The organism is Siminovitchia acidinfaciens, from assembly GCF_003605385.1.
Lineage (GTDB): Bacteria > Bacillota > Bacilli > Bacillales > Bacillaceae_C > Siminovitchia > Siminovitchia acidinfaciens.
In genome coordinates, this window is sequence record NZ_QYTV02000001.1 from 1 (window position 1) to 15,106 (window position 15,106).

Annotated in this window: 13 protein-coding genes; 11 read left to right on the forward strand and 2 right to left on the reverse strand. The window is 45.4% G+C overall.

The features are described from left to right. The first annotated feature begins 95 nt into the window (after nucleotides 1-95). The 10 genes from ehuD to D4T97_RS20860 all read left to right on the forward strand — a co-directional run bounded on the left by ehuD (nucleotide 96) and on the right by D4T97_RS20860 (nucleotide 11,365). Nucleotides 96-794 carry an ectoine/hydroxyectoine ABC transporter permease subunit EhuD gene (gene ehuD, locus D4T97_RS00010; protein WP_126046449.1) on the forward strand — a complete coding sequence of 233 codons (699 nt, stop codon included), beginning with the start codon at nucleotides 96-98 and terminating at the stop codon, nucleotides 792-794. 8 nt (nucleotides 795-802) lie between these two features. Continuing rightward, nucleotides 803-1,627, forward strand: a complete 825-nt coding sequence (gene ehuA / locus D4T97_RS00015) for an ectoine/hydroxyectoine ABC transporter ATP-binding protein EhuA (protein WP_408021585.1) — start codon at nucleotides 803-805, stop codon at nucleotides 1,625-1,627. Nucleotides 1,628-2,325: 698 nt separating this feature from the next. Beyond that, nucleotides 2,326-2,961: a LytTR family DNA-binding domain-containing protein gene (locus D4T97_RS00020; RefSeq protein WP_126046452.1), complete on the forward strand. Its 636-nt coding sequence runs from the start codon at nucleotides 2,326-2,328 to the stop codon at nucleotides 2,959-2,961. Between the two features lie 216 nt (nucleotides 2,962-3,177). Continuing rightward, complete coding sequence (locus D4T97_RS00025; RefSeq protein ID WP_126046454.1) at nucleotides 3,178-4,716, forward strand: acetyl-CoA hydrolase/transferase family protein; 1,539 nt, start codon at nucleotides 3,178-3,180, stop codon at nucleotides 4,714-4,716. Between the two features lie 123 nt (nucleotides 4,717-4,839). Further along, entirely contained in the window at nucleotides 4,840-5,283 is a 444-nt protein-coding gene (gene hutP / locus D4T97_RS00030) for a hut operon transcriptional regulator HutP (RefSeq protein ID WP_126046456.1), read from the forward strand. A 123-nt stretch (nucleotides 5,284-5,406) separates the two neighbouring features. After that, entirely contained in the window at nucleotides 5,407-6,927 is a 1,521-nt protein-coding gene (gene hutH, locus D4T97_RS00035; RefSeq protein ID WP_126046458.1) for a histidine ammonia-lyase, read from the forward strand. A 187-nt stretch (nucleotides 6,928-7,114) separates the two neighbouring features. Beyond that, nucleotides 7,115-8,794, forward strand: a complete 1,680-nt coding sequence (gene hutU, locus D4T97_RS00040; protein WP_126046460.1) for a urocanate hydratase — start codon at nucleotides 7,115-7,117, stop codon at nucleotides 8,792-8,794. Continuing rightward, entirely contained in the window at nucleotides 8,791-10,059 is a 1,269-nt protein-coding gene (gene hutI, locus D4T97_RS00045) for an imidazolonepropionase (RefSeq protein WP_126046462.1), read from the forward strand. Before hutU ends, hutI begins: the two co-directional genes overlap by 4 nt. Further along, complete coding sequence (locus D4T97_RS00050) at nucleotides 10,052-11,041, forward strand: agmatinase family protein (protein WP_126046464.1); 990 nt, start codon at nucleotides 10,052-10,054, stop codon at nucleotides 11,039-11,041. Before hutI ends, D4T97_RS00050 begins: the two co-directional genes overlap by 8 nt. Before the next feature lie 126 nt (nucleotides 11,042-11,167). After that, on the forward strand, nucleotides 11,168-11,365 hold the full coding sequence (locus D4T97_RS20860) for an amidohydrolase family protein (RefSeq protein WP_268920393.1): 198 nt from the start codon (nucleotides 11,168-11,170) through the stop codon (nucleotides 11,363-11,365). A gap of 44 nt (nucleotides 11,366-11,409) precedes the next feature. On the opposite strand, the gene D4T97_RS00060 is transcribed toward D4T97_RS20860, so the two are convergent. Continuing rightward, nucleotides 11,410-12,282: a MurR/RpiR family transcriptional regulator gene (locus D4T97_RS00060; RefSeq protein WP_126046467.1), complete on the reverse strand. Its 873-nt coding sequence runs from the start codon at nucleotides 12,280-12,282 to the stop codon at nucleotides 11,410-11,412. A 5-nt stretch (nucleotides 12,283-12,287) separates the two neighbouring features. Then, a complete protein-coding gene (locus D4T97_RS00065) occupies nucleotides 12,288-13,067 on the reverse strand; it encodes a nitrilase-related carbon-nitrogen hydrolase (RefSeq protein WP_235872110.1) in 780 nt (259 codons plus the stop codon). A gap of 184 nt (nucleotides 13,068-13,251) precedes the next feature. On the opposite strand from D4T97_RS00065, the gene D4T97_RS00070 reads away from it, so the two are divergent. Continuing rightward, a complete protein-coding gene (locus tag D4T97_RS00070; protein WP_126047951.1) occupies nucleotides 13,252-14,631 on the forward strand; it encodes an aspartate aminotransferase family protein in 1,380 nt (459 codons plus the stop codon). Nucleotides 14,632-15,106: the final 475 nt, after the last annotated feature.

The window sequence follows — 15,106 nt, forward strand, 5'->3', positions numbered from 1 at the left end:
ACCATGCTGCTTCTCCTATACTTTGTCCTGGCGCTTCCGCTCATCTTCGGCGCGCGCTGGCTTGAGAAAAAGGCTGCGAAAGGGGTGGCGGCCAGATGACTTGGGATTGGAATTTTGCCATCGAGATTTTTCCAAGGATTTTCAAGGCGATGTGGATTACGCTCGGTGCCACGGTGTCCGCCTATCTGATTGCTTTGACGCTGGGCCTTGTGTTGACATTGCTGCGGCGGACCAGTTTCAAACCGCTCAAGTGGCTGACGGTCGGCTTCATCGAGTTTGTGCGGAGCACGCCGCCGCTTGTGCAGCTATTCTTCCTTTTTTATGCGTTGCCGCAGATTCCTTATATCGGCTTTACGCTTAGTCCGTTCATGACGGGAGCATTAGGCCTTGGTATCCATTACAGCACCTATGTGTCGGAAATCTATCGGTCGGGGATCGACTCGATACCAAAAAGCCAGTGGGAGGCAGCTGCGGCGCTGAACTTCTCCAAGGTGCATACGTGGATGAAGGTCATCTTGCCGCAGGCGATCCCGCCTGTCATCCCGATGCTCGGAAACTATCTGATCGTGCTATTCAAGGAGACGCCGCTGCTTTCAGCGATCCTCGTTGTGGAGATGCTGCAGACGGCCAAGATCATCGGCTCGGAAACATGGCGTTATCTGGAGCCGATCACTATTGTAGGGCTGCTCTTCCTGCTGCTGAGCTACCCGTCGTCGCTGCTTGTACAGTACGTGGAGAAAAAGGTTAACAGAAGCCGTGGAAGACAACAAACGAATAAAGGAGTGAGCGCGTGATGGCAGCGATGCAGGATGCAATCCGTGAAGAAGTTAGTGATATGCCGGAAGCCGCGCCTGACGGGCCGGTCGTCCGCTACCGGGACATCCGGAAATCGTTTGAGGATTTCGAAGTTTTAAAAGGACTGGACCTTGATGTAAAACAAGGGGAGAAGATCACGATTATCGGGCCGAGCGGATCGGGGAAGACGACGATCATCAGGATGCTCATGACGCTGGAGGAGCCGACATCAGGGATTATTGAAGTGGACGGCGAGCCGCTTTGGCATCAGGAGGTCAAGGGGGAGCTTGTCCCCGCCGGCGAGAACCACCTCCGGAAAGTGCGCGGTAAAGTCGGCATGGTGTTTCAACAGTACAACCTGTTTCCGCATATGACTATATTAAAGAACGTAACGGAGGCACCCGTCCATGTGCTAGGCATGCCGAAGAAAGAGGCGAAAGAAAAGGCGCTGGCGATGTTGGAAAAAGTCGGGCTCAAAGACCATGTGCACAAATATCCGATCCAGCTGTCCGGCGGACAGCAGCAACGGGTGGCAATCGCCCGGGCGCTCGTCATGGAGCCGAAGGTGATGCTCTTTGACGAAGTGACATCGGCGCTAGATCCCGAGCTTGTCGGAGAAGTGCTGAATGTCATCAAGGATATCGCCGATACGACGAACATGACAATGATCCTCGTGACACATGAGATGGACTTCGCCCGTGAGATTTCCGACCGTGTCGTCTTCATCGACAAAGGGAAGATCGTGGAGCAGGGCCCGCCGGAGCAAGTATTGGAAAAGCCGAAGACAGAAAGGCTTCAGACGTTTTTACAACATTTTCGTAATGGATATTAAGAAAAGCGGAAGGCCGCCAGCCTATCGGCGAAAAGCACAAGGCGAATATTGATGAGGAAGTTCCTCAGCCACCACAGCAAAGCAGCTGATTTCAATCACCTCGTGAGAGACAACACTGAAATTGCTTGATGCAGCTTTGCGACGAGTTGAACAAGGCTCCCTCGAATAAGCTATGGCGCAGGAACACATTCACCCGAATAGGCTTCCCTGCAGCTTGTGACCTCGAGCCGATGGCGCCTGAAGCTAGACATAGCACATATTAATTCAGCAGAATTAGGCTGATTTTGTCTTTCCTATTTTGAAAGCATGTAAGAGAGAATCTCGATTCACTCTTACATGCTTTTTCTGCTTATATACAATTACAATAAAATGTTTTCAATGTCCCATTAAACAAAAATCTAATTTTGGTCCTTATCCTTCCCGAAGAGTAGAGCGCATCCAGCATACGTTCAGAAAATCCCGGGTAGAGGTAATCCGTTGTACGTCTTCTCGAAAAGTGATGGCCATCGTCATTACGCAATAAATCCACACGCGGAATGGCAGTCATTGTCTATGCGTTGAAGAATTTAACAGAACAGCTCTTAAAGTCAGTCGATTCTGCTTACAGGACGACAATACTTAAAAGCGGTTACTGATGCTGTTTCAGTAAAGGTTATTATATACTTATTATTAAAAGGTAAAATTCAAAGGTGGTTCAAATGGACAAGGTTTCGCTTTTAAATGTAATCGGGGAGCTGTTTTCCGATGAAATATCCATTGCTGTATCGAACACAAAAGAATATATTTATTTCCGGCCGAGCAAGCGGATTGATTTGAAAATCAAACCGGGCGATCCGATCAAAGAGGGAACAATCGCATATAAAGCCCTTTCTACAAAGCAAAAGGTCTCCGAATTCATTGACCGTGAAGTTTACGGTGTCCCTTATCACGGGATGGCTGTTCCTTTCGAGAAGGATGGGAAACTTGAAGGATGCGTCACTGCCATTTATCCTGTTCTAAGTGAAGGAAAATCAGTTGTCACTGTTAAAACGAATGATGGCTGGATCCCTATACCGTTTGAAAAGGTAAAGTACTTAGAAGTAAAAGACAGGAAGACTCACGTTTTTTCTGATGGGTATTCCGGTACGCATAAAGATACATTGCAGGAATTTGAATACCTGCTGCCGAGAGATACTTTTATCCGCTGCCACCGTTCTTATATTGTCAATGTCCATCATATTCGTGCAATTTATCCGGATACACATTCCACTTTTATATTGGAAATGGACAACGAGGTAAAGATACCGGTCAGCCAATCCTACTCCAGCTACTTTAGGAAATTGCTTGGATTTTAAGAAAAGCGAAGGCACCGGAGCTAGAAAGAGCACTCATCCTTTTTTAGATTAACTTAGTCTAATTTTTCAAATTGTTTATTTAAAAGTTGCTGCCTTAAGCAGCGAATTTTGTGCTTTAGACAGCCATTCCCTTATTTCAACCCCAATTTCTCAATAATCGGCTTAAGTCATTTAAAATTATTTTTAACTATAGCCTGAGAAAGAGGGGTATTTTTCATGGAAATTAAATATGATCGCATAAGAGACCCTCGCTTACAAGACCGATTCGTAACAGCTGAAGAAGCAGCTTCATGGATTCAAGACGGGATGACGTTAGGGTTAAGCGGATTTACTCGTGCAGGTGATGTGAAAGCGGTTCCGTTCGCCCTTGTTGAACGGGCAAAAAAGGAAAAGTTAAAGGTAAATGTATTTACAGGAGCTTCTTTGGGCTCTGACATAGATAAAATCTTTGCGGAAAATGGGATGATCAATAAAAGACTTCCGTTCCAAGCAGACCCTACCATGCGGAAAAAGATCAATAATGCAGAGCTTTTATTTGTGGATCACCATCTTTCGCATACGGCGGAATATGTACGGGCAAATACGATCGATTCAATAGATGTAGCCATATTGGAAGCGATTGCGGTTACAGAGGATGGGATGCTTATCCCGACAACGTCAATTGGGAATTCATTATCTTTCGCGAAGCATGCAAAATCTATTATTGTTGAGATCAATATGGCGCAGCCCATGTTACTGGAAGGGCTGCATGATTTGTACGATCCCGAAGAACAGGGAGAACGGGCTCCAATTCCGCTGACCAAAACAGGAGACCGAATTGGTACGGCCGGAATCCCACTTGACTTGGAGAAGATAAAAGGAATTGTCTTTACTGACCAATTGGATTCCCCTTCAACGATTGTTTCTCCGGATCATGAAACTGAAATGATGGCCCAACATTTAATTTCATTTCTCCGAAGTGAAATTAAAGCGGGCAGGCTAACCGAGCACCTGGCCCCGCTGCAATCAGGAATAGGTTCGGTGGCAAATGCCGTCCTGCACGGAATGATCAACTCCGAGTTTGAAGATTTGGAAGTCTATTCGGAAGTTTTGCAGGATGCGGTATTCGATCTGATTGATGCAGGAAAAGTAAATTATGCTTCCTGCTGCTCCATCACTCTGTCAGAAGAAAAAATGAACCAGGTCTTCGGTAATTTTGAAAAATACCGTGACAAGCTGATCATGCGTCCGCAGGAACTGTCCAATCATCCGGAAATCATCCGCCGGCTCGGATTGATTTCCATTAATACAGCCTTAGAGTTCGATATTTATGGGAACGTCAATTCAACGCATGTTTCCGGAACGAAAATGATGAATGGGATAGGAGGCTCCGGCGATTTTGCCAGGAACGCCCGACTAGCCATTTTTGTGACCAAGTCAATTGCAAAAAACGGTGATATATCCAGCATTGTTCCATTTGTGTCCCATGTGGATCACACAGAACATGATGTCGATATCGTTGTAACTGAGCAGGGCTATGCGGATCTAAGGGGGCTTGCTCCAAGGGAAAGGGCGCCATTGATCATAGAAAAATGTGTACATCCGTTGTACCGGGACCAGCTGTGGGCTTATTGCGAAGAAGCGCTTGAACGTGGAGGACAGACCCCGCATGTCCTCGAAAAAGCTTTTTCCTGGCATACGAATTACAGTAAATTTGGAACAATGCTTGAGGGACAGATCCAGGAGGAACAGGAATTATTAATTGATCGTGCTTAGCGGCCAAGTCTATTAAAAAATGTGTCTCACAGATTCCGGTTGACACACTTGTGAAAAGCGCTTACAATTTAGGTAGTCATTAGCTTTTAGTGAGTTTATCGGTAAATGGAAAGAGTTGTTCATATGACATTGAATAAAGATCTTCGAATCGGCCGTCACGCAATTCTTCTTTTGCTGTCCGACCAGCCGGCTGAGCAGATGAAAAAGCTGGAGCAGTCAAATTGGAAGGGCTGTGTTGGAAAAGTCGGCTCAATGGATGCCCATAAGGTAGTTGCTGCAATTGAAACAGCGGCCAAGAAAAATGGGATTATCCAGACGGACGTTTACCGGGAATCGCATGCATTATACCATGCTATCATTGAAGCGTTGCATGGTGTTACAAGAGGCCAGGTGCAATTGGGGTCTATATTGAGAACGGTCGGCTTGACTTTTGCCGTGTTGCGGGGAAACCCCTATATAAACGAGCAAGAAGGAGAGTGGATTGCCGTTTCTTTATACGGCACAATTGGTGCACCTGTCAAGGGTTCTGAACACGAGACAATTGGATTAGGAATAAATCATATATAATTTGCCCATAGTTTACTAGCTAGTAGGGGGCTATATCATGAAATCGTTATTGATTTTTATGATATAGCCCCTTTTGTATTTTTTGCTTTATCTGACTAAAGGAATATGAAGGGAGCCAATAGAATGATTACACTAGATGGTCAATCACTCACTTTTTCTGAAATGCATAAGTTTCTGTTTGAGAGCGAAAAGGTTAGTTTCACTGAAGAAAGTATGAAGTTGGTTCAAAAAAGCCGGGAAGCCGTTGAAAAAATTGTTGCCGAGGAAAAAGTTGTCTATGGAATTAATACAGGTTTTGGAAAATTCAGCGATGTGTTGATTGGTAAAGAGGACGTGGAAGAATTGCAGTTGAATTTAATACGATCCCATGCCTGCGGGGTTGGTGAACCTTTTCCGGAAATCGTCTCACGGGCAATGGTCCTGCTTCGGGCAAACGCATTGTTGAAAGGTTTTTCGGGTGTGCGTCCTGTTGTTATTAAAAGACTGCTAGATTTAGTCAATGCGCAAATTCATCCGGTCATCCCACAGCAGGGTTCTCTTGGCGCCAGCGGAGATTTGGCTCCGCTCTCCCATCTGGCCCTTGTGTTAATTGGAGAAGGAGAAGTCTTTTATAAGGGAAAGAGAATGTCTTCGATTGATGCTTTTTCAAAAGAAGGGGTATTCCCGATTACGTTGACGGCCAAAGAAGGGCTGGCTCTAATAAACGGGACACAGGCAATGACAGCGATGGGAGTGGTTGCATATTTAGAAGCGGAAAAGGTAGCGTATCAGGCCGAAATAATCTCATCTATAACAATAGAAGGACTGCGAGGAATCACTGATGCATTTGATGAAGATATTCAACTCGCACGCGGCTATAAGGAGCAAGTTGAAGTGGCTGAACGAATCCGCAGCTATCTGAACGATAGTTATTTGTCGACCAAACAAGGAGAACTGCGTGTCCAAGATGCCTATTCGATCCGCTGCATACCACAAGTGCATGGAGCTACATGGCAGGCGCTGAATTATGTGAAAGAAAAGCTTGAAATTGAAATGAATGCGGCTACTGACAACCCGTTAATTTTTGATGACGGTGAGAAGGTTTTATCCGGCGGCAATTTTCATGGACAGCCGATTGCATTGGCAATGGATTTCCTGTCCATCGCCGTGGCAGAACTGGCGAATATCTCAGAACGGCGGATTGAACGCCTAGTTAATCCGCAGCTAAATGATTTACCGCCATTTTTGAGTCCAAAGCCCGGCCTGCAATCAGGTGCGATGATTATGCAATATGTTGCAGCTTCCCTTGTATCTGAAAATAAAACATTTGCTCATCCGGCAAGTGTTGACTCGATCCCATCCTCAGCAAATCAAGAGGATCATGTGAGTATGGGGACAATTGGAGCCAGACATGCTTACCAAATTGTTGCCAATACGCGTCGGGTATTGGCTATTGAAGCAATTTGCAGCATGCAGGCGGCAGAAATACGTGGAAAAGAAAAAATGGCGGCTGCTACAAGGGGTTTTTTAGAAAAGGGAAGGAAAATTGTCCCGTTTATTCATTCAGATCGTGTATTTTCCAAAGACATTGAAAATATGTCCGAATGGCTGAGAAAAGAAGATATCTTCTTTGACAAAAAAGGTATTACGGAGCTACAGGCGTAAGAAAAGCGGAAGGTGCGCAGCCCTTGGCGAAGGCGACAAGCGCAAGAGCACATTCTTCCTGAATAAACTGCCTTCCGGCTTGTGACCCCGAGCCAATGGCGCCTGGAGCCAGACATATAAAATCTTAATTTGAACAAAATATTTTGTCTGATTTTATGCTTCTCAATAATAAACAGGAGGTAATAATATGGAACCGATCACACCTAATAAGATTATGCGTTATCGTGGAAACGAGTTAAATACGAAAGGATGGCAGCAAGAAGCGGCTCTGCGTATGTTGATGAATAACCTGGATGAAGAAGTGGCAGAAAAACCTGACGAGCTTGTGGTATATGGTGGGATAGGGAAAGCTGCACGGAACTGGGAATGCTTCGATGCGATTGTCCGTTCACTGAAAGAACTGGAAAATGATGAAACTTTGCTCATCCAATCCGGAAAACCTGTTGTCGTTTTTAAAACACATGCAGATGCTCCCCGGGTGCTATTGGCAAACTCGAATATTGTTCCGGCTTATGCCAACTGGGAAACTTTCCACGAGCTTGATAAAAAGGGATTAATGATGTACGGACAGATGACAGCGGGAAGTTGGATCTATATCGGGTCTCAAGGGATTGTTCAGGGGACTTACGAGACGTTTGCGGAGCTTGCCAAACAGCATTACGGCGGCAGTTTAAAAGGCACGATTACTGTTACTGCCGGGCTGGGGGGAATGGGCGGAGCGCAGCCGCTGGCGGTAACCATGAATAGCGGGGTATGCATAGCGATTGAGGTGGATGAGTCTAGAATTGACCGCAGAATCGAAACGGGTTACACAGATGTAAAGGCCCATACCTTGAATGAAGCAATGAAGTTGGCTAGAAATGCACGAAACGAGGGCAAAGCGTTGTCAATCGGCTTATTGGGGAATGCCGCTGAACTGATTCCGGAGATGATCGGAAACGGCTTTATCCCTGACGTGTTAACGGACCAGACATCGGCACATGATCCGCTAAACGGGTACATTCCTTCAGGAATGTCACTTGAAGAAGCCGCTACTTTGCGAAAATCTAATCCGGAAGAATATGTGAAACGTGCTAAAGCGTCGATGGCAAGGCATGTTGAAGGCATGCTTGAGATGATGGAAAAAGGAGCCGTTACATTTGATTATGGGAACAACATCCGTCAAGTTGCCAAAGACGAAGGAGTGCAAAATGCTTTTGACTTCCCTGGTTTCGTTCCGGCTTATATTCGTCCCCAGTTCTGCGAAGGAAAGGGCCCTTTCCGCTGGGCGGCGCTCTCGGGTGATCCGGATGATATTTATAAAACAGATGAAGCCATACTGAGGGAGTTTAGTGATAACGAACACCTTTGCAATTGGATTCGGATGGCGCAGGAAAAAATTCAATTCCAAGGCTTGCCGTCCCGTATTTGCTGGCTTGGATATGGGGAGCGAGCACGCTTTGGAAAAATATTAAATGATATGGTAGCAAGCGGAGAACTGAAAGCGCCGATTGTAATCGGACGTGACCACCTTGATTCAGGCTCTGTCGCTTCCCCAAACCGTGAAACTGAAGCAATGAAGGATGGCTCCGATGTTGTAGCGGACTGGCCGATCTTAAATGCAATGATTAACGCAGTCGGTGGAGCAACATGGGTTTCTGTCCATCATGGGGGCGGAGTAGGCATGGGATATTCACTTCATGCGGGGATGGTCATCGTTGCCGACGGTACAAAAGAGGCGGAAGCACGTCTTGAACGTGTATTGACGACTGACCCCGGCATGGGCGTTGTCCGTCATGTGGATGCAGGATATGAAACAGCAATAAATAAGGCTCATGAAACAGGGATGAAGATTCCGATGCTCGAGAAAGGGAGTGATCAAGAATGACAATGCCTGTGTGGATCAAACACGCTGCCCAACTGGCAACGCTGGCTTCTGAAAACGAAGGGCCGCGAACGAAAGCAGACATGTCAGATTTAGGCATCATCGAAAATGGGAGCGTGTGGCTGGAAGACGGAGTAATCAAAGCTGTTGGCACGACAAAGGAGCTTGAACAAAGATTTTCAGCAAGGGCAAAGGTAGCGGAAATGATTGATGCATCAGGCCTGCTTGTGACTCCCGGTCTTGTCGATCCCCATACGCATGTTGTCTATGGGGGAAGCCGTGAAAAGGAATTTGAAATGCGGCTGGAGGGCACTTCATATATGGAAATCATGAACGCCGGCGGCGGCATTCATGCAACCAACCGAATGACAAGAGAAGCAACGGAAGAAGAGTTGATTGAACAAACAACACGTCGGCTAAATTCCTTTTTATCCCATGGTGTGACAACGGTTGAAGGGAAAAGCGGCTACGGAATGGATTTGGAGACCGAGCTGAAACAGCTTCGTGTCATGAAAAAGCTGCAACAGACACACCCTATTGATCTCGTGCCTACTTTTATGGGCGCCCATGCGGTGCCCCCTGAATATAAAGGTCGAGAAGATAAGTTTGTCGATCTTTTGATTGAAGAGATGCTTCCAGTAGTTGCAGGGGAAAAGCTGGCTGAGTTCAACGATGTCTTTTGTGAAAAAGGGGTTTTTACACCGGAGCAATCAAAGCGGATATTGGAAGCAGGAAAGCATTATGGGCTGATTCCGAAAATTCATGCCGATGAGATTGAGCCTTACGGCGGCGCTGAGTTGGCAGCTGAAATTGGGGCCATCTCAGCGGAACATTTGTTGAAAGCTTCGGAAGAAGGCGTGCGGGCGATGGCGAAATCCGGAACAATTGCCTGTCTTCTACCTGCGACGGCACTCTTCTTAAGGGAGAAGGCGGCTAACGGTCGCTTCATGATAGATGAAGGGGTCGCTGTCGCCATCTCGACAGACGCCAATCCGGGCTCGTCGCCGACAACATCGATGCCGCTTGTCATGAACCTTGCATGCATTTTGATGCGTATGACTCCAGCGGAGGCATTGACTGCGGCGACATACAATGCCGCTTGTGCAATCAACCGCCAGGAGTGCGTAGGGTCGCTCGAAGTCGGAAAGCAGGCGGATGTTGTTCTGTGGGATGTGAAAAATTATCAGGAGCTTCAATATTTGTTTGGCGTGAATCATATGAAGTCGGTCTGGAAAAATGGTGTACAGGTGGTGAGAGCGGATGGGTAAGAACTGGCTTCAAACCCCGGAATGGTCCTGGACCGTTCCAAATGACTATCGTGAATTTGTCCATCAGTGGGTCCGTCCATTAAAAGAGGGGGATTTGCCGGATATGGTCCTTTATGGAGCGCCGATTTCCAGATCGTCCATCAGTGTCTCCGGAGCCTCTTTATATCCATTGGAATTTCGACGGTTGTGGAAAAACTTTGCGACTTATAATTTGGATGAAAACGTCGATTTGGCGCCGTTTTATGTAGCGGATGCCGGAGATATCGCAATGCATACGACGGATATTCTTTTATCCCATCAAAGAATTCAGGAAACGACAGCACATTTAGTTAAGCAGTATCCTCAATCTGTTACATGCATGATAGGGGGAGACCATTCCGTCACGGCTTGCGCTGTCCGAGGAATCAAGGAATACCACCCCAGTGAAGAGATAGGAATTCTCCAGATTGATACCCATCTGGATGTTCGGGATCCGCAGGAATTGGGGCCAGCCAACGGAACTCCGATCCGCCAGCTGATTGACGGCGGTATGGTAAAAGGGGAAAATGTCGTGAATATCGGGCTTCATGGCTATTTTAATGCCAAGCCGCTCGTCAATTATGCATTGGAGCATAAAGTCAAAATGGTTACATTGAACAAAGCTCGCAAAAAAGGACTAGTCCATACGGTCCAGGCCGCGTTGGATCATTTAACAAAAGTTACGGACCGTATTTATGTTACAGTTGACATGGATGTGCTTGATGTTTCAGTTGCTCCGGGGGTACCGGCTTCGACTCCGGGTGGAATGACGTCCATGGAGTTGTTTGATATTTTACTTGAAATCGGGAAGCGTCAGTCTGTACGCCATATTGATTTTGTCTGTTTAGATCCGAGCAGGGATTCTTCAGTGTCAGAAACTGTTAAAATCGGAGTCTATGCCTGGCTTCAGTTTGTCACGGGGCAGATGCTGAAAAGAGGGGCGAACCAGACAAGATCCATTTGAGGCCACTTTTGTGGTCTTTTTCTATTTGGGTAAATGTCAGAGAGGTATTCTTGCCTTTAAGAGCCTTTTGGATCCGGATAATTGAGTCCAGATGATTGGGGATATCCCATTTGAAATATAAATAGAATTGACAGCTGCGGAAAAGATGTTTGGTATTCACATGAACTCGGAACGCTTGAAGCGGGTAAGCTGGCAGACATCGTTGTATTAAAACAAAATTTATTTGATATACCTGCGGAGGATATTCCAAATGCGGGAGTTGAACTCACTATTTCCGATGGAAACGTTGTTTTTGAAGCCCCTTGTGTTACAGTTGATCAATAGGAGAGAACAGGGTATGTGGGTTGCCTCACAAACCCTGTTCTTTTTTATTCAGTAAAAGTGTCCCTCATATGAAAAATTCCAAAGCGCTCCCACGCTGCTTCTATTTTTTCAAGGCGGGCTTCCGCCTCTCTCATCCTGCCTTTTCCGATACTCACCACAAGTGCGTTGATCAGGCTTAGCGGAGCAGTAAATGAATCAATGAATGTCGGCATTTGGCTTGTTGCAGTCAGAGCAACATCAGAATGGGGGATCAAGGGTGAGAGCAAACTGTCCGTGATGCATATTGTCTTCGATCCTCTTTCCTTGGCAAAGGCGAGCGTTTGAATAGTGCTGTTCGGATAACGTGGAAAGCTGATGCCGATAACCACGTCTTTTTCATTTAGGTTATACAATTGCTCGGACAAATTTTCGACGGAGCTAACCATCTCCGCATGTCCTAAAATGATGTTTAAATAATATTGAAGGAAAATCCCCAACGCCGCGGCGCTGCGGTTGGCTGCAATGTATATTTTATTTGCTTCCTGCAAAAGGCCTACCGCCTGGTGAAACTTTTCAATATCCAATTTTTCCATGGTCGACTTGATATTTTCCATATCGTCGTAAAAAATGTCATAGATCGATTGGTCCCGGTCGTCATATATATCGGTTGTCATCTTCAATCGCTCCGTTGTGGTCAACTGCTTCTGAATTGAGCTTTGCATCCTGGACTGCAGCTCGGGATAGCCCGAATATCCAAGGAAAGAAGCGAACCGGACAACAGTCGCTTCGCTCACATCGGCTTTTTTTGCGAGAGTCGCCACGTTAAAAAAAGGAACGACATTTGTGTTGTTCAAAATATAGCTGGCGATCTTCTTATGAGATTTACTCATTTCAGGGATCTTTTCCGCAATATGATTGTAGACATTGTAATTTTTCATCTCACTCATCCTTTAGCAAATGTTGTACGATTGAAATCTTCCAGATAAGGAATTCTCTTTCTCACTTCTTCGATCACACTGAAATCCATCTTATGTATTAAAATAAAAGGTTCATCCCGAGGTGCTTCAGCCAGCACTTTTCCATCAGGGCCAACCAGCTTGCTTTTTCCGCAGCTTCCTTCAAACACTGTATTCACCCCTAAAACAAAGACGGTATTATCGAGGGCCCGGGCAGGAAGTTGAATATCCCATCTAGGTTCGGCAGGTATACTCCATACGGACGGCGCGATAATCAACTGAACCCCTTGCAATGCAAGCTGTCGGCTTGGTTCGGGGAATTCCATGTCATAGCATATTAATATTCCGATTTTACCGGCTGATGTTTGGATAGCTTCGTATTTTCTTTCACCTGGTAAAAAGATTTCTTTTTCTCTTCCCCATAAAAAAGATTTCCTGTAACAAGTCAGCAAGTCGCCCGTCTTTTCAATGACAGCAGTAGAAATAAAGAGGTCTTTTTTCCCTTTTTCTATAAAGGGCACGACCAATACTATGTCTAGCTTCTTTGCGAGCATTTGGAAACTGGAAATTGTAGGTCCTTTTTTGTGTTCTCCGAGAAGCTCAAACTCTTCTTTGGATAAATAATAGCCACACTCCCATAGCTCTGGGAGTGCCACAAGCTGAGCTCCCTGTGCCGCTGCAAGTTTAACCATTTTAACCGCTGTATTGAAGTTTTCAGTAGCTTGGTTTGGCTTGGAGTGCAACTGGATAGCAGCAACTATCGGCAAAGTAAACACATCCTTATTCTTTCTCCTAAAGATAGTACAGATATCATTTATATGCAATAAATATTTCATTTTTATTAGAAAAAGAAATATTTTTTTGTAAAAGGGCTGATTACAGGGTATAATGAAATAAATATTTCATAATATATAAATAATGGAAATAAAAATTACCAAAGAGGTGCTTATGATGGGGATCAGTGAAAGAGGAATGGAGATCAAACGCTTTGCAGAGAAGACTCCAAAGTCACTGGATTTTTATAAAGAAGCAAGTAAGGTCATGCCGGGCGGCTCGACCGCCAATATCAAATTCTATGCACCATATCCGATCATTATGGAAAAAGGTAAGGGAAGTCATCTTTATGACTTGGATGGGAATGAATATATCGATTATTTGCTTTCATATGGGGCATTGATTCTCGGACACGGGCATCCGAGGGTGCTTCAGGCGGTACAGGAACAATTATATGAAAGTGGCACATATTTATTTGGCACCCCACACCGGCTGGAGGTGGAAATGGGGAAGAAGATCCAGCAGCTATATCCAAGCATTGAACTTTTGCGTTATACAAATTCCGGCACGGAAGCCACTTTGCTGGCTATCCGGTTGGCTTGCGCTTTTACCGGTAAAAATAAAATTGCAAAATTTGAAGGCCATTACCACGGAGGGTATGATCAGGTTCTTGTCAGCGTCAACCCATCAGTGGTGGAAGCTGGTCATCCACAGCATCCGAATTCAATTGCTGAGTCTAAGGGGATGGACGAGTATCACGAAGAGCATACAATCATTTTGCCCTTTAATGATTTGGACGCCACTTCGGAAATCTTAAGAAAAAGAAAAGATGAAGTTGCGGCCGTTATTGTGGAACCGATCCAAAGTGGGTTTATCCCGGCAACGCAAAGCTTTATGGATGGTTTGAGAGAAGTGACGGATGAACTGGGGATTCTCCTCATTTTTGATGAAGTGAAGACATGTTTTAGATTGGGGCTAGGAGGTGCACAGGAATATTACAACATAAAGCCGGATCTTTCGACCCTGGGTAAGGCGGTTGGCGGGGGATATCCGATCGGCATTACCGGCGGGAAAAAAGAAATTATGGATGTAAGCATTCCTAAAGCGGCTTCAGATGTATTTGACAACAGCCAAAGTAAAATTTCCAGTGCAAAAGATGTGCTCTTTCATAGCGGCACGTATAATGGGCATCCATCCATTTTGGCAGCGGGGCTTGCAACAATCGATGTTCTAGAGGAAGAGATTGATAGGATCAACGGAATTGCCGGCCAGTTGAAAAAAGGAATCTCCAAGCTTTTTTTACAACGAGGGATAGCTGTACAGACATTGGGTCTAGGATCTATGTTCAATTTGATTTTTACTGAAAAAGATCAAATATTGAACTACCGTGATCTTCAGCACGCGGATTATTCTCTAAGAAAAGAGTTTGACTTTCAATTATTAAATGAAGGAATATATACAAAGCCGCTGAACAGATATAGCATTTCCAGTGCTCACGGCCAGAAGGAAGTCGATAGAACTTTGGAGGCCTATGATAAGGTGTTAGGAAGTCTATAAAAATACGCTCCGCTTCGTGTTTTACAGAACGCGGGGCTTTTTATTTTAGACTTTTTTTGAGAATCGATGCAACTTAGCGGGATTAATTACCGCTTTCAGCTTGGGCATCGGCTGTATACTTGGGATGTCTTGTTTCAGTAAAAATCCTTTTTGTGGTCACTTCAGCCACTGCCAGGTTTAAGGATGAATCCTCTTTTACGGTCATTGACAGGTAAGGCCTGTGATTTTTGCTGCTTTATGGTTCCCGCCCGCCTGTCTTTTTTTCCATCTCGGTCACTATGACCGCATCATGGCTCCTGTCCGTCTGGCTATATCCCAATATGGTCACTGTGAATCTTACAAGTGATTATCCATCGAACAACCCATTACTACAATCCCGGGACTTTTGGTGCTCTCCATTCCAATCCATTATCTCTTCAGTAGCCGTCCAGTTTATATGTCGCTAACCGCCACCTCTCATTTTCAAAGAATCAAT

What these genes read in the sequence shown, in the direction of transcription:
- ehuD (WP_126046449.1), top strand. Translation starts at nt 96, where the DNA reads ATGACTTGGGATTGGAATTTTGCCATCGAGATTTTTCCAAGGATTTTC.
- ehuA (WP_408021585.1), top strand. Translation starts at nt 803, where the DNA reads ATGCAGGATGCAATCCGTGAAGAAGTTAGTGATATGCCGGAAGCCGCG.
- D4T97_RS00020 (WP_126046452.1), top strand. Translation starts at nt 2,326, where the DNA reads ATGGACAAGGTTTCGCTTTTAAATGTAATCGGGGAGCTGTTTTCCGAT.
- D4T97_RS00025 (WP_126046454.1), top strand. Translation starts at nt 3,178, where the DNA reads ATGGAAATTAAATATGATCGCATAAGAGACCCTCGCTTACAAGACCGA.
- hutP (WP_126046456.1), top strand. Translation starts at nt 4,840, where the DNA reads ATGACATTGAATAAAGATCTTCGAATCGGCCGTCACGCAATTCTTCTT.
- hutH (WP_126046458.1), top strand. Translation starts at nt 5,407, where the DNA reads ATGATTACACTAGATGGTCAATCACTCACTTTTTCTGAAATGCATAAG.
- hutU (WP_126046460.1), top strand. Translation starts at nt 7,115, where the DNA reads ATGGAACCGATCACACCTAATAAGATTATGCGTTATCGTGGAAACGAG.
- hutI (WP_126046462.1), top strand. Translation starts at nt 8,791, where the DNA reads ATGACAATGCCTGTGTGGATCAAACACGCTGCCCAACTGGCAACGCTG.
- D4T97_RS00050 (WP_126046464.1), top strand. Translation starts at nt 10,052, where the DNA reads ATGGGTAAGAACTGGCTTCAAACCCCGGAATGGTCCTGGACCGTTCCA.
- D4T97_RS00060 (WP_126046467.1), bottom strand. Translation starts at nt 12,282, where the DNA reads ATGAAAAATTACAATGTCTACAATCATATTGCGGAAAAGATCCCTGAA.
- D4T97_RS00070 (WP_126047951.1), top strand. Translation starts at nt 13,252, where the DNA reads ATGGGGATCAGTGAAAGAGGAATGGAGATCAAACGCTTTGCAGAGAAG.